At 38.5% G+C, this 21,617-nt stretch carries 23 protein-coding genes, 1 tRNA gene and 1 pseudogene; 10 read left to right on the top strand and 15 right to left on the bottom strand.

Features of this window, described 5'->3' with window-relative positions; all coding sequences use genetic code 11:
* Positions 1 to 101: 101 nt before the first annotated feature.
* Positions 102 to 1,634, top strand: a complete 1,533-nt coding sequence (locus tag N4G44_RS21915; protein WP_474929913.1) for a M20/M25/M40 family metallo-hydrolase — start codon at positions 102 to 104, stop codon at positions 1,632 to 1,634.
* A 314-nt stretch (positions 1,635 to 1,948) separates the two neighbouring features.
* Complete coding sequence (locus tag N4G44_RS21910) at positions 1,949 to 2,647, top strand: hypothetical protein (protein WP_474929912.1); 699 nt, start codon at positions 1,949 to 1,951, stop codon at positions 2,645 to 2,647.
* Between the two features lie 167 nt (positions 2,648 to 2,814).
* On the opposite strand, the gene N4G44_RS21905 is transcribed toward N4G44_RS21910, so the two are convergent.
* Together N4G44_RS21905 and N4G44_RS21900 are read right to left on the bottom strand one after the other, a co-directional pair.
* A tRNA-Ser gene (locus tag N4G44_RS21905) sits at positions 2,815 to 2,901 on the bottom strand.
* 55 nt (positions 2,902 to 2,956) lie between these two features.
* Positions 2,957 to 3,973: an asparaginase gene (locus tag N4G44_RS21900; protein ID WP_474929911.1), complete on the bottom strand. Its 1,017-nt coding sequence runs from the start codon at positions 3,971 to 3,973 to the stop codon at positions 2,957 to 2,959.
* Positions 3,974 to 4,054: 81 nt separating this feature from the next.
* Between N4G44_RS21900 and N4G44_RS21895 the strand changes: the two genes are divergently transcribed.
* Both N4G44_RS21895 and N4G44_RS21890 read left to right on the top strand, forming a co-directional pair.
* Entirely contained in the window at positions 4,055 to 4,726 is a 672-nt protein-coding gene (locus N4G44_RS21895; RefSeq protein ID WP_474929910.1) for a TrmH family RNA methyltransferase, read from the top strand.
* On the top strand, positions 4,723 to 5,364 hold the full coding sequence (locus N4G44_RS21890) for an XAC2610-related protein (RefSeq protein WP_474929909.1): 642 nt from the start codon (positions 4,723 to 4,725) through the stop codon (positions 5,362 to 5,364). Before N4G44_RS21895 ends, N4G44_RS21890 begins: the two co-directional genes overlap by 4 nt.
* 56 nt (positions 5,365 to 5,420) lie before the next feature.
* On the opposite strand, the gene N4G44_RS21885 is transcribed toward N4G44_RS21890, so the two are convergent.
* The 3 genes and pseudogenes from N4G44_RS21885 to tsaD all read right to left on the bottom strand — a co-directional run bounded on the left by N4G44_RS21885 (position 5,421) and on the right by tsaD (position 7,584).
* Positions 5,421 to 6,122, bottom strand: coding sequence for an RsmE family RNA methyltransferase (locus N4G44_RS21885; protein WP_474929908.1), 702 nt, complete (start codon positions 6,120 to 6,122; stop codon positions 5,421 to 5,423).
* 45 nt (positions 6,123 to 6,167) lie between these two features.
* Positions 6,168 to 6,572, bottom strand: coding sequence for a hypothetical protein (locus N4G44_RS21880; RefSeq protein ID WP_474929907.1), 405 nt, complete (start codon positions 6,570 to 6,572; stop codon positions 6,168 to 6,170).
* Positions 6,569 to 7,584: pseudogene (gene tsaD / locus N4G44_RS21875) on the bottom strand (tRNA (adenosine(37)-N6)-threonylcarbamoyltransferase complex transferase subunit TsaD). Before tsaD ends, N4G44_RS21880 begins: the two are co-directional and overlap by 4 nt.
* A gap of 4 nt (positions 7,585 to 7,588) precedes the next feature.
* On the opposite strand from tsaD, the gene N4G44_RS21870 reads away from it, so the two are divergent.
* From N4G44_RS21870 to N4G44_RS21855, 4 genes are all read left to right on the top strand, one after another.
* Positions 7,589 to 8,452 (top strand): hypothetical protein, encoded by an 864-nt coding sequence (locus N4G44_RS21870; protein WP_474929906.1) that lies wholly within the window; start codon positions 7,589 to 7,591, stop codon positions 8,450 to 8,452.
* Positions 8,431 to 12,378: a translocation/assembly module TamB domain-containing protein gene (locus tag N4G44_RS21865; RefSeq protein WP_474929905.1), complete on the top strand. Its 3,948-nt coding sequence runs from the start codon at positions 8,431 to 8,433 to the stop codon at positions 12,376 to 12,378. Before N4G44_RS21870 ends, N4G44_RS21865 begins: the two co-directional genes overlap by 22 nt.
* A gap of 134 nt (positions 12,379 to 12,512) precedes the next feature.
* Positions 12,513 to 12,983, top strand: coding sequence for an Lrp/AsnC family transcriptional regulator (locus tag N4G44_RS21860; RefSeq protein ID WP_040996736.1), 471 nt, complete (start codon positions 12,513 to 12,515; stop codon positions 12,981 to 12,983).
* 70 nt (positions 12,984 to 13,053) lie between these two features.
* Positions 13,054 to 13,431 carry a hypothetical protein gene (locus N4G44_RS21855; protein ID WP_474929904.1) on the top strand — a complete coding sequence of 126 codons (378 nt, stop codon included), beginning with the start codon at positions 13,054 to 13,056 and terminating at the stop codon, positions 13,429 to 13,431.
* 30 nt (positions 13,432 to 13,461) lie between these two features.
* Here the strand turns inward: N4G44_RS21855 and gwsS are convergent, their stop codons facing one another.
* Genes gwsS through N4G44_RS21825 form a run of 6 tightly spaced genes read right to left on the bottom strand, consistent with a single transcriptional unit; the run spans position 13,462 to position 16,736 of the window.
* Positions 13,462 to 14,508, bottom strand: coding sequence for a grasp-with-spasm system SPASM domain peptide maturase (gwsS, locus tag N4G44_RS21850; protein ID WP_474929903.1), 1,047 nt, complete (start codon positions 14,506 to 14,508; stop codon positions 13,462 to 13,464).
* Positions 14,505 to 14,687 (bottom strand): hypothetical protein, encoded by a 183-nt coding sequence (locus tag N4G44_RS21845; protein ID WP_474929902.1) that lies wholly within the window; start codon positions 14,685 to 14,687, stop codon positions 14,505 to 14,507. The genes gwsS and N4G44_RS21845 overlap by 4 nt, the downstream gene beginning before the upstream one ends.
* Positions 14,684 to 15,412, bottom strand: a complete 729-nt coding sequence (gene gwsG, locus N4G44_RS21840) for a grasp-with-spasm system ATP-grasp peptide maturase (RefSeq protein WP_474930120.1) — start codon at positions 15,410 to 15,412, stop codon at positions 14,684 to 14,686. Before gwsG ends, N4G44_RS21845 begins: the two co-directional genes overlap by 4 nt.
* A complete protein-coding gene (locus N4G44_RS21835; RefSeq protein WP_474929901.1) occupies positions 15,379 to 15,585 on the bottom strand; it encodes a hypothetical protein in 207 nt (68 codons plus the stop codon). The genes gwsG and N4G44_RS21835 overlap by 34 nt, the downstream gene beginning before the upstream one ends.
* Positions 15,586 to 15,587: 2 nt before the next feature.
* The gene (locus tag N4G44_RS21830) at positions 15,588 to 16,481 is read right to left on the bottom strand and encodes a hypothetical protein (RefSeq protein ID WP_474929900.1); all 894 of its coding nucleotides are present in this window, start codon (positions 16,479 to 16,481) and stop codon (positions 15,588 to 15,590) included.
* Positions 16,482 to 16,529: 48 nt separating this feature from the next.
* A complete protein-coding gene (locus N4G44_RS21825; RefSeq protein ID WP_265131635.1) occupies positions 16,530 to 16,736 on the bottom strand; it encodes a grasp-with-spasm system A modified peptide in 207 nt (68 codons plus the stop codon).
* Positions 16,737 to 17,195: 459 nt separating this feature from the next.
* Between N4G44_RS21825 and N4G44_RS21820 the strand changes: the two genes are divergently transcribed.
* Both N4G44_RS21820 and N4G44_RS21815 read left to right on the top strand, forming a co-directional pair.
* Positions 17,196 to 17,660 (top strand): hypothetical protein, encoded by a 465-nt coding sequence (locus N4G44_RS21820; RefSeq protein WP_474929899.1) that lies wholly within the window; start codon positions 17,196 to 17,198, stop codon positions 17,658 to 17,660.
* Positions 17,657 to 18,091 carry a hypothetical protein gene (locus N4G44_RS21815; protein ID WP_474929898.1) on the top strand — a complete coding sequence of 145 codons (435 nt, stop codon included), beginning with the start codon at positions 17,657 to 17,659 and terminating at the stop codon, positions 18,089 to 18,091. The genes N4G44_RS21820 and N4G44_RS21815 overlap by 4 nt, the downstream gene beginning before the upstream one ends.
* A 229-nt stretch (positions 18,092 to 18,320) precedes the next feature.
* On the opposite strand, the gene N4G44_RS21810 is transcribed toward N4G44_RS21815, so the two are convergent.
* The 4 genes from N4G44_RS21810 to N4G44_RS21795 form a co-directional block, all read right to left on the bottom strand.
* Entirely contained in the window at positions 18,321 to 19,268 is a 948-nt protein-coding gene (locus N4G44_RS21810; protein ID WP_474929897.1) for a transketolase family protein, read from the bottom strand.
* A 62-nt stretch (positions 19,269 to 19,330) separates the two neighbouring features.
* Positions 19,331 to 20,185 carry a transketolase gene (locus N4G44_RS21805; RefSeq protein WP_474930119.1) on the bottom strand — a complete coding sequence of 285 codons (855 nt, stop codon included), beginning with the start codon at positions 20,183 to 20,185 and terminating at the stop codon, positions 19,331 to 19,333.
* A 106-nt stretch (positions 20,186 to 20,291) separates the two neighbouring features.
* Complete coding sequence (locus tag N4G44_RS21800) at positions 20,292 to 20,762, bottom strand: hypothetical protein (protein ID WP_474929896.1); 471 nt, start codon at positions 20,760 to 20,762, stop codon at positions 20,292 to 20,294.
* Positions 20,743 to 21,537 (bottom strand): SGNH/GDSL hydrolase family protein, encoded by a 795-nt coding sequence (locus N4G44_RS21795; RefSeq protein WP_474929895.1) that lies wholly within the window; start codon positions 21,535 to 21,537, stop codon positions 20,743 to 20,745. The genes N4G44_RS21800 and N4G44_RS21795 overlap by 20 nt, the downstream gene beginning before the upstream one ends.
* Between the last annotated feature and the right edge of the window lie 80 nt (positions 21,538 to 21,617).

Here is a 21,617-nt window from a genome sequence, read left to right as displayed (position 1 = left end):
GGTTTTTTATCTTGTCTTTGGGAAATACTTTGTTTTTAACATGGTTGTAGCACTTTTGTTTGGTATATTTGTTAGACATCAACACCACACAAATCTTCGCTATGAAAAAGTTCCTTTTAGCCGTTCTCGGTATTCTTGTTATTTTGGTTGCTATACTGCTGATCAAAATGTATACCTATCCGTTCAAAAAAACTACAGCAGAAACTTCTGAAGGATGGAAACCCATAAAAAATGATTCTGCCGTACTCCGTTTGTCAGGCGGAATCAAAATACCTACAGTTTCTACGGGAAGTCTGGGCGAATTCAATTACACTCCGTTTGATCAGTTTAAAGAATATCTGAAAGCATCATATCCTTCAGTATATCAGCACACAGAAAACATTGAAATTAATACCCATGCTTTGGTTTTCAGGCTTAAAGGAAGTAACCCTGCATTGGAGCCTATACTTTTCCTTTCCCATATCGATGTGGTACCACCCGGAGATGCGGATGTGAAAAATAATGAGCAGAATATTTTCAGACCTGGTGACAAACCTTTGCCACCCGTTTCAAAAGTAGCGGAAGACTGGGATTTCGGACCCTTTTCTGGAGCTGTTGCCAATGGAAGGATTTATGGGAGGGGAGCCATCGATATGAAAGGAATGCTTTTTTCCCTGATGGAATCAATGGATGCTATGGTTAAAAGCAAAAAAATTCCCCAACGGGATATCTATCTGGCTTTCGGATTCGATGAAGAAGTGGGCGGGCAGAAAGGAGCGATGCAGATTGCGGATTATTTTAAGAAAAAGAGGCTTCAGTTCGATGCAGTTTATGATGAAGGAGGTCTGATCATGCGGAAAGGAAATGTAGCCGGAGTAGATTCCGATATCGCTGTGGTAGGCTGTGCAGAAAAAGGATTCTTATCCGCAAAAATAAAGGTGAAAGGACTTGGCGGACATTCCTCTATGCCTCCTATGGAAAGCGCAATAGGAAAAGCAGCAGTGATCATGCAGCGTCTTGAGGACGATCAGATGAAACCTGAAATCACCCCGCTCATCAAAGATTTTTTTAACAATATCGGGGGCGCAATGCCATGGACTACTAGACTGGCCCTTTCTAATCAATGGTTGCTAAAACCTCTTCTTATATTCCAGCTTACCAAAAATAACACCACCAACGCTTTGGTACGTACAACAACTGCTTTAACGATGATGAAAGGAAGCGACGGCACAAATGTTCTGTCTCCCGAAGTCGAATTTGTAGTCAATTTCAGGCTCCTTCCCGGAAATACAGTGAAAGACGTTCATGAGCATATTGCAAAAGCCACAAAAGGTTTCGACGTAGAGGTAGAAGAGATCGACAATACCAGAGAAGCTTCCGCGGTTTCTCCTTCCAATACGAAAGGATTTAAACTGATAGAAGCCGGAGTCAGGGAAATATATCCCGGTGCCATCGTGACTCCCTATCTTACTATGGCCGGAACCGATGCCTATAAATACCAGATCGTAAGCAAAAATATCTACAGGTTTATGCCAATCAGGATCAACAGCTCAGAGCAACAGAGCATCCACAGTACCAATGAATACCTGAGTATCGAGAATTACCTGAAAATGATTCATTACTTTGAATTTGTGATGGCGAATTATGATAAGTAGGTACGGGGTGCGAGTTTCGGGATCGGAGTGTGGGAGAGTTAGAGAGTTGTGAGTTTTAAGGGTTTGCGAATTTTGCTGCTTGCAAACAATGGATCCGGAAATATTGACAAAGAACAAATATCCGGTGGCTGAGGCTCCCGAAGCCAACGTCACAAATATCTGAAATCTCACATCTTGAAATCTCACATCTTGAAATCTTGACTCTTGGATCTAGGTTCTTGGCTCTTATTTTTAAAAACATTTTACAAAAAAAATAACACGTCAAGTTTTGTCGCATTACAGCAATAGCTTTGTCATATCAAAATTACAGAGCTATGGAATTGCCGTTTTACTTAACATTTAAAGAGTTTGAAAGCCATTATTATGACACCCTTGAAAAATGGTTTGAAGAATATCATAACGCCAGCGAAATTGATTATCTGAAGGCCCTTGCAGATCTTTACAGCCCTTATCTGTACTATAGCTTTGCGGGCGATAAGCTTTTGGCTGATGCTTCTATGGAAATCAAAGATTGTTTTTTACCATATCATGAAAAAATCGGAATTTCTTTCTGCACCAACTGTGAAAATGAAAAACATTTCAAGGCCAAAGGGATGAACCATATTTTTGAGTGGAAGACCATCACCATGATGGAATACGCGCAGCATATCCTGGATAAAATCAACAGGCATCTGTTAAAAAGCAATGGCTCTCCGGAAGGAAATAAAACAATCCTGGATTATATCAACGACTGTGAGGTAGTTACTGCAAGAGAAGGAGCAGGATATTGTGTCAATTACAACAGGCATCAGGCTGCAGTTCCTTTTCTGAAAGCTTATCTTCCTTGTCACGGGCAGACTGTGGATATTGCAGTGTATAGGGACTTTATTTTTTCTGTCGTACAGATTGCAGAATATATAGACAGGAAACTGAAAGCTGTCCGCGCTTTTGAATACACTGTTTATGCTAAATTAAAATCAGAAGCAAAATTCAAAGTACAGATGAGCCATCAGTTTTTGACCATCTGTAATTAAATTTTACACCATTCATATCTAAATTATATTGACGGAAAGCCTTAACCGGTTTTTCCAAACAAATCCTGGTCATTACGCCAGGATTTTGTTTTATTTTGAGACATTACTATCTTAAATAGAAAATAAAAAAGTCTTAAACAATTAAGTTTAAGACTTTTAAGATTCTGCAGAGAGGAAGGGATTCGAACCCTCGATACAGTTACCCGTATACTACCTTTCCAGGGTAGCTCCTTCAACCACTCGGACACCTCTCTATTTGAGATTGCAAAAATAGGTTAATTTCTGGAATCTGCAAATTATTCTTTAAAATTACTCAGTTATTTCTCCACAAAGACTTTTGGTGAAGTTCTCGGCAAAGGTTCCGGAGTAGCTCGGATTGTCTATCAGGTGCATGGCTTTACTGATGGCGCTTTCTGCCGTCATGTCTTTCCCGCTGATCGCGCCTATCCTTGAAAAAATATTACTGTTTTCATATTTCCCGAACGAGATACCTCCTGATATACATTGACTTACTACCACGATTTCAGTACCGTTGTTTCTGATTTCCTGCAGCGTTTCCTGTGTTTTTTCACTGCTGAAAATAGTTCCCGAACCGAAAACCTGAAGAATAAGTACCTTCATTTTAGGGATTTCTTTAAAATGGCTCAGGTGCATTCCCGGAAAAATCCTCCAGAAAAGAATATCCTCGGAAATATGTTCATCTACATGAAATTCTATTTCCGGATCGCAACGGTAAAGATTTTCCTTGATAATATTTAAGTGAACTCCGGATTGCCCCAGTATAGGGTAATTCGGGCTGGCGTAAGCATCAAAATACTCGGCAGAATATTTCAGGGTTCTGTTTCCTCTTAATAATTTATATTCAAAATAAATGGCCACTTCCTGGATAACGGCCTCATCGTTTTCGTAAAGGCTGGCATAATAAAGGCTTGTCAGAAGATTTTCCTTTGCATCCGTCCTCAGATCGCCGATCGGCAGCTGTGAACCTGTCATGATCACCGGTTTTCTCAAACCTTTTAACATAAAGCTTAATGCAGAAGCCGTATAAGACATCGTATCTGTCCCGTGAAGAATCAGGAAGCCGTCATACAGCTCATAATTTTTCAGGATATAATTGGCGATCACCTTCCATTCTTCGGGTCCCATATCAGAAGAGTCCAGCGGTTTTGCGAAAGGGTGTACGAATACTTCGCATTCCATCAGTTTCATTTCGGGCATTTTTTCGAAAATATTTCCAAAATCAAATGCGCGGAGGCTTCCGGTTTCATAATCTTTTTCCATACCGATGGTTCCTCCGGTATAAATAAGCAGGACTTTTCGTTTCATGAATTATTTTTTAGCAAGAAATTGAGCCTCGTTCAGGTTCATAGTCCAAAATTACGTTAATTTGCAAAGATTTGAAAATGAATGGAAGATTTAGCAAAAACTTTTGAATATTTAAAGCAGTTTTTAACGGAGGAAAGATTGGCAAAAATTGAACACTTTTCACCGGAGAGTTCGGATTTTGTGCTTCCTGTTGTGGAAGATATTTATCAGTTCAGAAATGCTGCAGCTATTGTACGTTCTGTGGAAGCCTGCGGTTTTCATAAAGTGGTGGCTTTGCAGGAAGAATATAGTTTTGAGCCGAATCTTCGCGTTACAAAAGGGGCTGATACCTGGGTTGAGGTAGAAAAACTTCCCAGAAATATGGAATCTTTTCAAAAAATCAAAGACAGAGGCTACAAAATAGTCGTTGTTTCATTAGAAAATAATGCGAAAATGTTGCCTGAATATGAAATTACCGAGCCCATTGCTTTGGTTTTCGGAACCGAAATGGAAGGCGTTTCCCAGGAAATTCTGGATTTTGCAGATGAAACATTGGCAATTCCGATGTACGGTTTTACAAGAAGTTTCAATGTATCCGTTGCTGCTTCCATCTGTATGTATGAATTAAAGCAAAAGCTGATAAAATCAAATATCGATTACAAGCTTGATGAGGAAAAACTATTGAGAATGAAGATCCGTTGGGCCGTAAATTCTATACGAAGCGGGCAACAGATTTTCGACAAATACCTTAAAGATCATAACCTATCCATATGAACAGAATACTTCCTTTGATCCTGATCGTTCTATGCAGCTGTGTTAAAAAAGCGGAGCCAAAGGAAGAACCTATTATAAACGAGACTGCTCCGGTACAACAGGTAGAAAATGTACAGGCTGAAGACACGGCATCAGTACCTTTTTCCCGATCTATGAAAGGAAACGGATTTACCTATACCCTTAAAGGTTTGGAAAGTCCTGATGGTGAAATCAGTTTTAAATCAATCAATATATTTAATAAAAATAAGTTGCATCAGAAGATCATGGTAGACACTATCTCAGTTCTGAATGAGCGGGAAGTAATTTTTAATATTGATAACGATGCGAATTTTGACGGCTACAATGACATAGAACTGATCAATCAGGCGGGAAATTATACCTCGTCTTCAAGTTTTTGGCTGTATAACCAAAAGAGCAGGGCATATGATCACTACAAACCTTTGGATACTATTCAGAACATTGGGTTCGATCGGAAAAGAAAAGAAATCACTTCCTCCTATCATGTTGGTCCTGTTAATACCTACAGTAAAACCTATCAATGGGAAAATGGTAAACTTTTAATGATGAGTGCCCATATTATTGAAGAAGGAGATGAAATCCATATGTACCGGAAAAATGGAAAAATGGTTGTGGAATAATTCTGATGTGATGATTTGCTGATGAGTTTCAAAGTTCAGATTTGGCTTAAAGATAATTAGTTTTTCATCATCTTAAAATAGTTCCACGCGGCTACAAACAGGCCTGCTGTTTCCGTTCTCAGCCTTTGATTGCCAAGAGAAACAGCTTTGATCTGCTGATCTGCCAGAAATGCAATTTCCTTTTCAGAAAAATCACCTTCAGGCCCGATAAGGAATGTGAGCCTTTCCAATTGCGGAATATCTTCAAGTGAAGTTCTCTCCAGGTTTTCATGGCAATGAGCCACAAATGTATGCTCAGGGTCAATATTTTTCAGAAAGTCTGTAAGTTTTACCGCATCATGAATAACGGGAAAATGAAACCTCAGACTCTGCTTGGATGCTGCAATGCTCTGCTTCCTGATTTTATCAATATTGATATTTTTACGTTCGGTTTTTTCAGTAATAATGATACTGATCTCCGATATGCCCATTTCTACAGCTTTTTCCACGAAAAACTCGATCCTGTCTATATTTTTAGTAGGCGCTATGGCAATATGAAGTTTAGGATTAAAATCCGGAGTAGTCGTTTTAATTTCAGAAACTTCCAGACTGGCTTTCTTTCCTTCAATGATTAATTTTCCCGAAGCAACATTTCCTTTACCGTCTGTCACATGAATATCTTCACCATTCTTCATCCGAAGAACCTTTACAATATGCTGCTGCTCTTCATCATTGATTCTTACCTGATTTCCCTCAATTTCTCCGTAAAAAAGTTTCATATTTAAATATTTAGAATCTGCCTGAATTTTATTGATAAGTGAGTATTAAAAGTAAGTTTCATTCTCGCTTAAAAATGCCACACCAGTTTTTATTGTGCTATAAATATCGCCATCACAATCTCTGTACGAACATGTATAAATTTCTTCAATCCATTTGTTATTCAAGAAAATTAAATTCAGATATTCGTTTTTTCTTAAATTATTTTTGATGGATAGATAATCTCCTTCTTTCGGTTCATACTCAAAACTAAAAACGTTCTCTGAGTTGATTTTCTCAATAATTTCTTCTTTAATATTCTGAATATATCCTATTTCTGAACTTGCAGGAAAATAATCGGTGGAATGCTCTGAAAATTCATTTTTACCCGTCACTGTTTCTAATATCCAGTAATATTTTGAGTTCTTTTTAGAGTGTTTGCCTAATATTTTTTCTTCTAACAATATTTTCATAAATCATATTTCGCCGTAGCCGTTGTTCTCAGATCCGTAAATTCTCCTCTTTCAAATTTTAGCTGGGCTACCATGGCAATCATAGCGGCATTGTCCGTGGTGTATTCAAATTTTGGAATGTAAATGTTCCATCCCAGTTTTTCATGGTTGTTCTGCATAGCTGTCCTTAAAGCAGAATTAGCAGAAACTCCGCCGGCAATGGCTACCTCTTTTATGTTGAGTTCTGTGGCTGCTTTTTCAAGTTTGGCCATTAAAATTTCAATGATAGCTTTCTGAACAGAAGCACACAGATCGTTCAGGTTTTCTTTGATGAAATCCGGATTTTTTTAACCTCTTTCTGGATAAAATAGAGAACGGAAGTCTTGATTCCGCTGAAAGAATAGTCGTAATTCTCCATTTTAGGTTTATTGAACTTGAAGGCATCAGGATTTCCTTCCTTAGCCAGCCGGTCTATAATAGGTCCCGCAGGGTAATCCAGGTCAAAAACCTTCCCAATTTTGTCAAAAGCTTCTCCTGCCGCATCATCAATGGTTTTTCCAATGATTTCCATGTCAAAATAATCTTTGACCAATACAATCATTGTATGTCCTCCGCTTACCGTAAGACACAGGAAAGGGAATTTTGGCGGCATAGGATTTGCATCGTCAATGAAATGGGCTAAAATGTGGGCCTGGAGATGATTCACCTCGATGAGCGGAACATTTAAACTCATTGCCAAAGACTTAGCAAATGACGTTCCTACAAGCAGGGATCCTAAAAGTCCGGGGCCACGTGTAAATCCTATAGCAGAAATAGCATTTTGTTGTATATTTGCTTTAGTAAGAGATTTTTCAACAACGGGGATTATATTTTGCTGATGCGCGCGCGATGCCAGTTCCGGAACCACACCGCCATATTCTTTGTGGATGGCCTGATTCGCAGCAATGTTAGACAGAATACAGTTTCCCTTGATGATAGCTGCTGAGGTGTCGTCGCAGGACGATTCAATACCTAAAATTATAGAGTCGCTCATAATAATGGCAAAGTTAGAGAATAATAACGAGAATGAGAATAAAAAATCAGTAGCTGAGAACCTTGGTGATCAGGTACAGAAAACTGTTGAGAATGTAGAAGGAGCTGTAAAGGAGACAGTTAAGGAAGCATCTGAACTTGCTTCAGATGCCATTCATCATCCCGTAGAAACTGCTGAAGAATTTGGAAAGCAGGCTGTAAAAGATGTTACCAGCTATTCCTGGTGGGCACGCCTTCTTCTTATCCTTTTCTGGCTGGGAGTTATTCTTGTTGGAGGAGTGCTGATTGCCATTAATCTCCCGGCAACGAAGCAATGGGCTGCCAATCAGGCGCTTCAGATCGTTAATAAAGATTTTAAATCCGGAATGTCTACCGAAAGCGTGGAAGTAGATTATTTCGGAGATGTAACCATAAAAGGATTAAAAATTAAGGATTACAAAGGCCTTGATTTTATCACAGCGAGGGAGTTCCGTGCCAATTCAGACTGGATGTCTCTTGCTTACAATGCCATTTCGGGAAACAGTAATTCCTTAAGCTTTAATTCCCTTACCCTTGTTAATGCCGATGTAAAAGTAATTACTTACAAAGGCGACAGTATTTCCAATTTTATCAGATTTACCAAGCTTTTCGACAGCGGTAAGAAAAGAGATCCGAGTAAACCTCCTTTCCAGCTGGATTCCCGTGTACAGATTATTGATTCGAAGGTTTCCATCATCAGTCAGAACTCTCCGGGAGAACCCGGCAAATGGCTTACGGCAACAAATTTTAATTTAAAAGCACCTAATGTAAAGGTGAACGGAGCCAATATATCGGCACTGATCAACAATATGTCCTTCGTCACTACCAGATGGGGAAATCTCATTTGGTAGACACCTTTTCTACAGAACTTTCCTTAACCCATGAATTTCTGTCTTTAAAAGACCTTACTTTAAATACAGATCATTCACTGCTCCAGGGAAATATCAAATTTAATCTTCATGACGGATCATGGTCGGATTTTGCAGACCGTGTGCGCTGGGATATGGAAATTAATCAGGGAAGCCAGCTGAGCGGATACGATATCAGTTACTTTGTGACGAACTGGGATAATTTTAAGCCGTTCAACCTGGCCGGGAAAATGACCGGTCCGCTGAATAAGTTCCATTTGGAAAACTTCCTCATCAGAAATCCCGACGTTAATATTGCGACCAAAACCATGAAGGTAGACAGACTACTGAAAGGAAATTTCGCAATTGAAACCAATGATCTTTCTACAGATTTTACCTACAAAGACCTTAAAGCAATGATGCCTTCATTTATTTCTAAAAAGATGAAGAACTTTGCGGATGATTTCGGGAAGCTGAAGTACAACGGAGCCGCAAGGGTAACTCCTGAGCAGGTATACGTTTCAAATGGAAACCTGATGACAGGAATAGGTCAGGCAAAGATCTCCAAACTTTCGCTTACCGCATACAGCACGGCAATGCCTAAGTATTCAGGGTACCTTGAAGTAAAGGATTTAAATACCTCTGTAATTACCAAAAACAAAAGTGTTGGTCTGATTTCGGGGAAATTTAATCTTAACGGACAGAGCTTTGACGTTAATACCATGCGTCTGACCACCAAATCCCAGATCAGCAGCATCGAAATAATGGATAAAGAGATTAATAACCTTTATCTGGATGGGTTATTGGATCATAAAAAGTATAACGGACTCATCACCGTCAATGATGAACAGGTGAAAGCTACGATCAAAGGACTTATTGATTTCAGTACCTCAAGAATCAATATGAATGTGAATGCTGATGTCAGCTCTCTGAATTTGAATTATTTTACCAATAAACCGGGAAGCCAGATTGTAAGCGGACAGGTAGAAGGTAAAATGTCTATGTCCAATATCAACGATCTGACTCTGGATGTAGATGCCAACAATCTTCATTTTGCTACGGCTACCCAGAAATATATGATCCCTAATGCGAAGCTGAAAACTTTTATAGAAGCAGGAGGACGTGTGATAGATGTTGATGCGCCAGGCGCTGCAAGCGGGAAGATATCGGGAAGATACAACCTTGGTGATCTTGCAGGAATGGTGGAGAACGGAATCGGAAGAATCCTGGTAGGCCCTCCGCCAAGGAAATTATACAGAGGTCAGAACTTTAAAATGAACTTTGATGTTCAGCAGGGCGTTGTGAATTATTTCCTGCCTGACCTCAAGCTTCCGCAGGGCGCTGTGATAGAAGGGGAATATAATGGGGATTCCAATGACCTGATCCTGAATCTGGATGCCAATTCTCTGAAATATATCATGACGAAGAAGGAGGAAATTTCAGATGCGGATAAAGCTCTCGCAGCTGCCAATCCTGATTATAAAATCAATGACAGGAATAATGTTTCCAGAGACAGTGCGATGATCGACAGCGTTATGGTAAGAATTAATACAGCCAATCTTAATGAGCAGCTGTATGCAAGAATCAGCAAGCTTCAATACAATAACAATATCATCAAAGATTTTGAGCTGAAAGGGAAAAACGAAAACAATACCGCCCTTCATCTGGCGACTACCTTTAAACACGGAAGTCCGGACGATGATCTGAATGACAATCTTAAAGCATATGCCATTAATGTGGATCAGTCTACCAATGCTGCCGGAGATTATGTTTTCAGATTTGAACCTACAGAAGTTAAATTTAATGAAGTGACCTGGGCTATAGATACCAGCCCTGAGCTTGATCATTCCATTACCTACAGAAAAAGTACAGGTGACTTTGATGTCAGGAACCTGCGGATATTTTCAGATAAAAGTGCCTTATTTATCAAAGAAGCACAGTTCAAATCAGCCAAAGATTTTTATGTAGACGCAGATATTGAAGAATTTGCCATTGAAAAGCTTCTTGAAATGCAGTCAGGAGGAAATCCTATGGGGATAAAAGGTCTTGCGAACGGAAGTGTAAAGATCAAAATGGATAAGAGTACCCTTCAGCCGCTTGTAGACCTTACCGTAGATAATATTGTGATGAACGGAAACCAGATGGGTAACCTTACTATTTCTGCAACCAATGGCTTCTCTCTGAATGTGTATGACGTTGATGTAAAAGTAGCTTCGGCAGGCGTTCTTGGAAATAATAACCTTCATCTGACAGGTACTGTAAATAATAACACAGCTTCCCCTACGATTGACCTGACTGCAGAAATGCGTGATTTCGACCTTGCCTTTACCCAGCAGTTTGTACAGGCTGTTTTCGGAAATATCAGAGGAAAAGCGACCGGCGATCTGAAGATCAACGGGAAATTAAGCGATCTTGATTATAGTGGTGATATTGCTTTGAAAGGTTTTGGTCTGAAGCTTCTGTTCACCGGTGTGGATTATTCATTTGATGATACGGTCGTTCCGCTTTCCCGCGGACTTGCGCTTCTAAACAATATTGAGGTTCATGACGGAAGATCAAACTCTAAAGGAACCATTTCCGGAGCAATACAGTTTGAGAAAATCTCTTCAATGGGGGTCAACCTGATCATGCGGGCGGATAATCTCCTGATGCTGAACACGACTCAGAAAGATTATGATCTGTTTTGGGGAAGAGTGTACGGACAGGGAGATCTCTATGTAGACGGACCGGTTTCAGGACTGAGCATCACTACACCTAATATGAAAGCTTTAAATGGAAGTAATTTTACTTTCAATTCCAGCTCAACATCCAATGTGGAAGAATTTAAAATGCTGAGGTTCCTGAAAGAAGGAAAAGACGGGCTTATTACCTTGGAAGAGAAGAAAAAGACCGGAGCCAATATGCACATCGATTTCAGTCTTGATGTAGATAAAGGAACTACCGTGAATGTCCTTGTAGGAGATGACGTAGGAAATATTACGGTAAAAGGAACTGCCGACAGGCTGAGGTTCCAGATGGGAAGACAGGGAGCGATTGCTATGAACGGAACTTATAAAGTAGATAATGGTACATTTGTTTCCAAAGCCATTCTTAATAAAACCTTCCAGATTGAAAAGAACAGCAGCATCCGGTGGGATGGGGATGCCATGAAACCGGCACTGGATATTACGGCTAATTATGTAAGAATGGTATCCAACGCCGGAGAATACCTGAGTATGGGGAAACTGCAGCCTATCAGTGTACTCCTGCAGGCCAATATTACCCAGACATTAGTAAATCCGAAGATAGACCTTAATGTAACAGCTCTTGATGTTTCCAGCCAGGTAAGAGAGACGCTGGCAGCCAAAATGAGCCAGGAAGGAGAAAAAGTCCTTCAGTTTGGTTCTGTTCTGCTGTTGAGCTCCTTTAATGTTTCCAATAGCGGAGGGGTAGATTTTGATGTGGCAGGAGTCGCGGAATCCTCCGGGTACAATATGCTTCTGAAGCAGCTGGGATCTGTGCTGAATACAATGAGTAACGAATTCCAGATTGATTTGAATTATGTAAAAGGTGACCAGAACTCCAACACCGGAGACCGTGCCAATGCAGGGGTTAGCGTAGCGCTTTCACCGAGGGTGAATATTAAAACCGGACTTGGAATTCCACTCACGAAAACCGAAGGTACGCAAACCAACTATCTTTCCGGTGAAGGATCTATTGAATATGACGTTTCTAAAAAGAATGACGGAAGTCTTATTTTAAGAGGTTACTCCAAGCCTACCAATATTGGAATGGTGAGTACGAATGGTTCTGCAAATCAAGCCTATGGTGGCGGGGTTGTATGGAGCAAAAGCTTTAATTCCCTATTTAAAAAGAAGAGAAAAGATAAAAAGCAGCCTGAAGCCAAGACAGAAATAAAAACAGATTCTACAAAATCAGCTGGTAAATAATCGTAATATTTTAATGATTTTTATCATCCGTGTTAATTATTGTTAATATTTGATATAATTTTTTTAGTTAAATTATTTTTTATAAATTTGCAACAAATACATAGATTTTTTAAGAAAATTGTAATTTAACTAATATGAACTATCAACTGGACGAAATAGACAAGAAAATTCTTGATTTCTTAGTCGAAAACACAAGAATGCCTTTTACTGAAATTGCAAAGCAGATGGATGTTTCTGCTGGAACAATTCACGTAAGAGTGAAAAAAATGGAGGATGCAGGTATTATTTTGGGATCATCTCTTAATATCGATTATGGTAAGCTGGACTATCACTTTACAGCTTTCATTGGGATCCTTTTGACAAAATCCAACCGCACTCAGGAGGTGCTTAAAGAGCTATCTACACTTCCAAACGTAATCGAAGCAAGCGTTATTTCCGGGAAATATAATATTTTCTGTAAAGTAAGAGCTAAGAATACAGATGATGCGAAGAGAATTATTTATCAGATAGACGATATTCAAGATGTAATGAGAACCGAAAGTATGATTTCTATGGAAGAGTACTTGAGCGACAAAAACAGATTGATCAACGCTATTTCTATATAATTCAAATTTTAAACGAAGATTATATTAAAGAACTTATGAATTTACTCATAAGTTCTTTATTTTTGTACCTATGGAAGAATACAGTTATTTTGATGAGGATCCAAAGAAAGGATGGGGCTTTATTTTAGCATTTGCATCATTGATGCTTTTCACCATTATGGGTCTGGGAATTGATATCGATGAATATCTTCAGCACGAGTTTCTTCAGATCCCCAGATGGTATTTCTTCGTTATTTTTTCCATTGATGCCCTGATGATCATTGGGCTGATCCTGATGTTTTTCTACAGGAAAATCGGAATTTTTATGTTTCCGGCTTTGCTGGTTTTGCATTTCTTTATGCACAATTATTATCTGTCCACATTCCTGTATACCGATGTAACGAACCTTTTCCTGTTTACAGGTTTTGGTATGCTGGCCATTATCCCGAAATGGAAGTTTTTCAGGTAGACATTTTCGGGGATTATTCCTTATAAAAGTTTAGCTTTTGTTTAAAGGATTGTTACTTCCTGCTTCCCATTTTCCGGAGTAAGGATCATATCCGCATTTCAAAGGTTTGGAGATGTCCAGTCCTTCGCTGTTTTTACGGTTGTTCTCCGTAAAAGCCCTGCAGTCTGTGCAGATATACCTGAATTCACAGTCGCGGCAGACTTCTATTTTATCCTTGCTGAGATTCCAGTATTTTCTGAATCCCGGGTTTGCCAGTGCATATTCAAGGCTGTTTTTATTGATATTGCCAAAACTTTCAGCCATTAAAGGACAGTTTTTGATATGGCCGTTTACATCTATCCCTATTTTTTTGTGCAGGCAGGAATTATGGTGAAGGGCTTCTGAAACTTTCTGAGAATTGGTATTGAAATACTTTAGATTTACTTTTCCGCACGACGAAATTTTCAGATCTTCAGAACTAAACTGTACATGAAATCTGAAAATATCCCCGGACTTAAAAGGAGCCTTAGCACAGCCGTAAAATACCAGTCCGTAAATTCTCCTCACAGTTTGATTAAGACAATGAATAAAATTTTCATCTACATCATCGTGATAAGGCGAAAATATTTCAATCCCGTTTAAGACAGAGCCGGCAAATTGTGATTCAATATCCTGAAATTCCTTAAGGGAAAGTTTTTTATGGGAGTAAATAACAAGATGCCTTACTCCAAGATTTTCCACAGACTCTTTTATAGTCTCTAAAACCGAAAGATTATTAACCTCGATGAAAATATTAGAAATTTCATTCGGTTCATGGTATTTGTAGGAAATTGGCGGGAAATTCCTGTCCCAATCTCCTTCGGAAATAAAACCATATTCTTTTTCAAGCAGCAGCTCTATATATTCATAGATGAATTTCCGGGATTCTACATCATAATTTTCCAGGATATTTTCAATGGATTTTTTACTGAATTCTTCTATAATTTCATAAAATTCTAAAGAATATAATTCTGAAACATTTCTTTGAAGGTCGGAGATCAGGATACGGCTGGCTCCTTTTGTAACCATAATGTTACTGAACAGATTAAAATAGGTCATATGAGTTTTGTAAGCTGTTTTAAAGGTTTTTCCCTCACATGATATTCAGTCTGGTATTTTTCGGAGGGTACAAAATATACCATGCTGCTATGGATTTTACTTACGTTTTTTGTTTTAAAGATTTCAATGTATTTGAATGTAAGTGGCAGTTTGTTTTTTTCGTTGTACAGCTTTTTCATAGATAGTCAGCTATTTTTTGCTCCAGAGAATAATTGCAGGTGTGGGACATTCCCAGAAATTGCCCGATCGGGTTGATCTCCAGGAAATAATAGTGGTCTCCTTTCTTTATAAAATCAAGTGATCCGCAGTTCAAATCAAAATATTTCATCAGTTGCTGTATTTTTTCCTCAACATGGGACGGAAGTATATACGGGACATTTCGGTTAGGATTGGTTTCATTGTATTTTCTGAAATCTATTTTGGTTTGTTCATCCTTTTGGGAAAATATAGCCATCGACCAGCATTGGCCGTTTAAATAAAAAGTCCTTATCTCGAAATCTTTTTCAATCTTCTTCTGGAAAAAGGTAATGAAGAAATCTTCTTGTTCATGTTCATCAACCACCGAGGTATACATGAAACCTCCTGAGTTTTTCCTGATTTCCTCCAGCATCACATTTCCGGTGATGGTCTTTATAATGGTATTTCCGATATTTACATCGTCGGTATTTTCTGCCAGATAATATTCAGGAACATCAAACCCAAGCTCTTTTGCTTTGTCAAGGACGAGAAGTTTATTAATATGAGCGTTACTTTCCTTGTTGATATGCCGTTTGGATTCAAGTGTTTTTCTTACATAGTCTTCAAGCCAGTGCTGGGTTTCATTCATATTCAGGTTAATGGCTGTGTGAATATATTTTAGACGTTTAAAAGTCAATCCGCCTCTTCTGAACCAGACACTTGTGATTTCATCAAGAAAAAAATACTGCGGGAGCTTTGCAGTAAAATTCTTTTTTGCCGGACTTTTATTTCAAATATTTCATCTTCATGCACCCGGATGAATTTCTTTCCCATTGAAATCAGCTCTTTGATCACTTCTGTGGTGGTGATTTCATTATTTTGAGAGATAATCAGTATCATCACTATTGGTTATTTATTTTTCTCTGAAAGTCTTTTGTCATCTTTGAAGAGAGCTTTAAAGAAGGAAAGCCCACTGCTCTTCGGTTGCGGTCTATTCTTGCAGAATCGGCAGCATCAAAATTCACATCATAATGTGAGAAGATGCCGTAAACAGGCTCCAGATTATGAATGTACTGGTATTTGTCAACCATTTCTATATAGTCTCTTGGAGGGCATTCGCCGGACCTCACATACTCCATGAGTTTTGTTTTGAAATACTCATAATGTGCTGTCCCTGCCATATGATTAAAAAGGGTTCCCATAGGCATGAACTGTTCATTATTTCCGTAAAGCCCTATCTTTTGTTTTGAAGGGAAGCCATAGTTTTTAAATGTCCACATCAGTAATTCGGCATTTTTCCTGTCATTCATTACGACCTGTGGTCCTACGCGTTTATTTTGTTGGTCACGCTCAGAAGCAATGCTGAAAGAATCTATCAATGTTTTATTTAAGTTTCTTTTCCATTGAAGGACTTTTTGCTCAACGGTAATGCTGTCGATTCCGTACCTTTTATAAAGTTTGAAAAAATCCCGGTCTTCTCTTTTGTATTTCCAGTTGGGTGCTGACTGTGCGATAAGTTTATCCAGGCTTTTTATGCCGCCAAAATTTTTATGGAAGCGGTCTGCATATCTGATATAGGTTTCGTATTCTTCCAGCCTCTCATTCTGTGCAGGAGGATATTTTCTGAACAGCTTTTTATACTGCCTGAGGGTGGCTAAAGTATCTTTATCGATCCTGTGGGTGCTGTCAATGGCATATACTTTATGGTAATAGTCTATATAATTCAGCTTTTTACTTTGACATGACAACAGAAATAAAAGAATCAGTAGGGTGAAAAGTGGTTTTCTATAGTTCATCAACGTAAAGTTTTTTAAAATAGAGGGGGAAAATCCCCCTCTTTTATACTAGTCAACAGTTATTGTTGCTACCAAAACCCCGTCATTATACATCTGGGTATCACCAGTATTGCCTGGACTACCATTAGGACCTGTTTCTGCTGTAGTTCTAGTACTGGATTCAGCTAATCTTCCCCCAACAATATTGGCAGGGTTGTTCATCTTTTTGTTTTCTAATGAAGAAAAGTCTTTCTTCATACCTTGAAGCTTTTTCATAATTTGATTATTTTTTATTTAAAAATCTTGTTGCCATATAAACCCTGACATGGGTTTTTAGGATTCTTATTCTATCCCATACTGTACACATATAAGTAGAATACCGAATCTCAATCAACGTTGATGGTTTCAAAACTATAAATAATTATATCCCATCTATGTGAGTTTATTTGCGAGTTTGATGTAATTTTATAAAGCCTTTTTGTAAGGGTTGTACACATTCAAATAAATCTTTAAAATGCCGGTATTGTTAATTTTTATTAATTAAAGATTGAAAACTAAATGGTCTGATTTTGCTAAATTGACTGAATTAATGAATACACGAATAACTATGTTGTACATGAATATAATTGGCTGTGCATGCAAAAAAGAAAGGTTTTGAATACATAAGATTATGTAGGTGATATTTATTTTTCGCCTATTTTTGCATACCATTAAAAAAATTACATATCATTTATTATGAAAACTTATCAATTTTACAAAGAAGAAGGAAACCTTTTTATTTTCAAAAACCAACCCATATTTAGTTCGGTATTGGCAATTATTATGCTCGTTATTGCCGGAGTATCTTACAAGTATAACTTTCCTTTGATGGGTTGGTTTTTAGTGGCTCTGGCAATACTTATTATCGCTAATTTTTTTGCAAAAAAGTTTGTTATTGATCCTCAGCAGCAGACCATTACATGTAAGCCCAGTGTTTTTGTTGCTGTAAAGACTTATTCTTTTCAGGATTTTACCAATTTTGAAGTTTTGGCAATGAAATATCTTGGTTTCATTACGACCAACGTATTTCTGAATATTCATTTTGAGGTGAACGGAAAAGAATCGAAATTCATGATAGGACAAACTCTTACTCATAAAGGCATACAGAAAATGGTGAATGAAACTGAAGATATCATGCGATTAAATGAAAACATACGATGAATACTACAGACCAGTATAAATTCGAAGACAATGGCAATGAAATAAGCTTTATGCCTAATTACAGCTTTCTGCGTACCTTAAAATGGTGGCTTGCCGCTGGTATTCTTGCCGTTCCCTTAATCTACTATTTCAGGAATATACTCTCTGAAAATGCTTTTATCATTATTTTTTCTATATGGATAGTGTATATGGGATACTTTCTGGTAGACTTAGTTTTTAGAGTTCCTGTAAAATATATTTTTGACAAGCGGGAAAAGTGCATTTACAGAAAGTTATTTTTCACCAAAAAAATTATGGACTTTGAGGAGATGACTTATTTCATTAATGAAGACAGTGGAGGATACTACTATGTGATCGGGAAAAAAGAAATCAGTTTGTTAAAAACTACAGGATCAGCAATTATTTCTCAGGTTCTAAAGCATCCCGGATAAAAGAAGAAGGATTCCTGGAGAAAATATTGTACCCGCTTCTTAATGCAATTAATATCCCCATCAATAGATCTCAAGGATAATCTTAGCCTATTATAGGTTATAAACATCACAATTGGTACTGCGAAATTCCCCTCCTCCGGAGGGGTGGCAAATCGAAGATTTGACGGGATGGTTAAAAAACTCGGGCGGTTTCGAAGAAACCGCCCGAGCTTATATTATAAAGTATAGCTTAGTTCGCTAAAATTCTCTTCACAGCCTCTTTTACAGCTGCTGCATCGATCTTATATTTTTTCATCAGTTCCGCAGGGGTAGCAGATTCTCCGAAAGTATCATTTACTGCTACAAACTCCTGTCTTGTAGGTCTCTTTCTGGCAAGCATTCCTGCAATAGATTCTCCTAAACCTCCCAGATAGTTATGCTCTTCAGCAGTAACAATTTTGCCTGTTTTTTCAACAGATTTAAGGATGATTTCTTCATCAAGAGGCTTAATGGTGTGGATGTTGATCACCTCACATGAGATTCCTTCTTTTTCAAGCTCGTCAGCTGCTACAAGAGATTCCCATACAAGGTGTCCTGTTGCAACAATCGTTACATCAGTACCTTCCTGAAGAAGAATTCCTTTTCCGATCTCGAAAGGCATATCTTCCGGCATGAATACAGGAACAGTTGGTCTTCCGAATCTTAAATATACAGGACCTTCAAAATCAGCAATAGCAAGAGTTGCCGCTTTTGTCTGGTTGTAGTCACAAGGGTTGATAACCGTCATGCCCGGAAGCATTTTCATCATTCCTATATCTTCCAGAACCTGGTGGGTAGCTCCGTCTTCCCCTAAAGTAAGTCCGGCGTGAGATGCACAGATCTTTACGTTTTTCCCTGAATAGGCAATAGACTGACGGATCTGGTCGTATACTCTTGAAGTAGAGAAGTTGGCAAAAGTTCCTGTAAAAGGAATCTTTCCTGTGATGCTTAAACCCGCAGCAATTCCCATCATGTTCGCTTCTGCAATACCAATCTGGAAGAATCTTTCAGGAGCTTTTTCGATGAATTTTTCCATTTTCAAAGAACCGATAAGGTCTGCACAAAGTGCTACTACATTAGGATTTTTATCTGCAAGTTCTGCTAATCCGGCTCCGAATCCTGAACGCGTATCCTTTTTTTCTGTATATGTATATTTCATTATTAACTTAAAGATTTAAAAGATTTTAAAATTACTGATTATCAATTACTGATCACTCATTATTAATAGTCAGCAGGAGCTTCCAGATATAGTTGTTTGAATGCCGTTTCAAGCTGCTCGTCATTTGGAGCTTTTCCGTGCCATGCGTGGGATCCCATCATATAATCTACACCGTAACCCATTTCCGTATGAAGTAGGATAACCACAGGTTTTCCTTTTCCTGTCTCAGTTTTTGCCTTCTCCAGGATGGCAATAACAGCTTCAAGGTCGTTACCGTTTTTCTCTTCTAACACAGTCCAACCGAATGCTTCAAGTTTAGCATGTAAATTTCCTAAGCTTAATACATCATCAGTATCCCCATCGATCTGGCGTCCGTTGTAGTCGATTGTTGAAATAATATTGTCAACTTTCTTAGCGGCAGCGTACATAAATGCTTCCCAAACCTGGCCTTCCTGAAGTTCTCCGTCCCCGTGAAGCGTGTAAACAATAGATGAATCACCATCCAGTTTTTTACCCTGAGCTACCCCAAGAGCTACAGAAAGTCCTTGCCCCAGAGATCCTGAAGCGATTCTGATTCCCGGAAGACCTTCGTGTGTCGTTGGGTGTCCCTGAAGTCTTGAATCTAGCTTTCTGAAGGTTCTCAGTTCGTCTACCGGAAAGAAATTAAATCTTGCTAAAGTAGAGTAGTAAACCGGCGAAATATGCCCGTTTGAAAGATAAAAATGATCTTCATTTTTGCCCTCCATGGTGAAAGGAAGACTGTAGTTCATTACTTTTCCGTAAAGTGCCGTAAAAAATTCCGTACAACCTAAGCTTCCGCCCGGATGTCCTGAATTTACAGCGTGGACCATTCTTAAAATGTCTCTTCTGATTTGTGTAGTAAGAGATTTCAGCTCTTCGATACTTTTACTCATTATATCTGATTTATTTGCACGCGAATTTACAATTTTTTAGCGGCTTATGGAAATGTAAAAATCCGGATTATGGGTCCGGATTTAGAATTATTTAGTAAAAATGCTGATTTTAACAGCCTTCGTTCAGGTATACTGAAATTTCTGTAATAATATTGTTGACAAATTTAAAGGAAAGCTGGGTTCCTGCATCAAGATCCTCCAGAGTAAAATATCCGGTATCTTTAAGACGTTTTTCACCCTTTTCATCCCATGCCGGATGTACGGTAAAACTTGGATGATTCCTATAAGCATTAATCAGGTCATCTTTGGTGTTCCCGATTCCGATCCCGCTTTTGGTTTTGAATTTTTTACTGGTGGTGGTTAAACCCATAACACTTGCCACATTGGGTTTGGCTTCGCTTATGTAGCTTTCATAAAGATCGATTTGGATCAGTTCCCCGTTATATTTAACGTTGTTTTTAATAGTTCCGTCTGTGATCTTCAGTTTTGTGCCTGCTACCTTTTCAGCTTCAGCTCTTTCCATAAAGATCTTGTAAGGCCCGATTCTCAGGGTAGAAACCTCAAAATCCTGCGCCTTCATAAAACCGGACGCCAAAATAAATACGAAAAGGAAAATAATTTTTTTCATGGTTAATAATTAAGTCTTGAAATGAATTTGTTTGAGTTTTATTTTTTCCTAAAACCTTGTTGATGGCATTTTTAATGATCGGTTCCATCACAGCATATCCTGCAGGAGTAGGGTGGATGCCATCCTTGGCAAGACCTTCACGCATACCGCCCTTTGCATCGCGCATAGCGGTATTGTAATCTGCGAAAATCAGTTTGTTGCTTTGTGCATACTGTTTCAATTTACTGTTTAAAGCATCTACTTTCTGAGTCGCATCGGTGATTTCTTTACGCCATGGGAATGCAGCTGCAGGCAGTACGGAGGCAATGATTACTTTTATTCCGTTGCTTTTGGCAATATCAGCCATTGCCTTGATATTATTAAAAGTAAAATCAGGGTTATAAATTCCCGTATTTTCAGCGATATCATTGGTACCTGCATTGATGACAACCAGTCTTGGTTTTAAAGCAACAACATCATTTTGAAAACGCAGCAGCATCTGTGAAGTGGTCTGCCCGCTGATGCCTCTGCCTGTATAATTATTTTCAGAGAAAAATTCCGGATGGCTTTTTACCCAGCCTTCTGCAATGGAATTGCCCATAAAGACTACATCTACTTTTTTCTTTGAATTTAAAATAGTGGTATTGTCATCTTTATATCTGGCAAGATTGGCAAAATCAATGGCGCTCTGAGCATTTACAAATTCACCGAAAAGTAAACCGATGATAAGAAAAACGGATAATTTCATATTAAATATTGTTTGTGGTTACAGGTGCCGGAAAAGCACGCTTATGCAAAAATACAATGGAACCCATGACCTTCACAAAA

The organism is Chryseobacterium sp. GTID13 (assembly GCF_056172655.1).
Note: the sequence above shows the minus strand (reverse complement) of the source record. Positions and strands in the feature narration are given on the sequence as shown.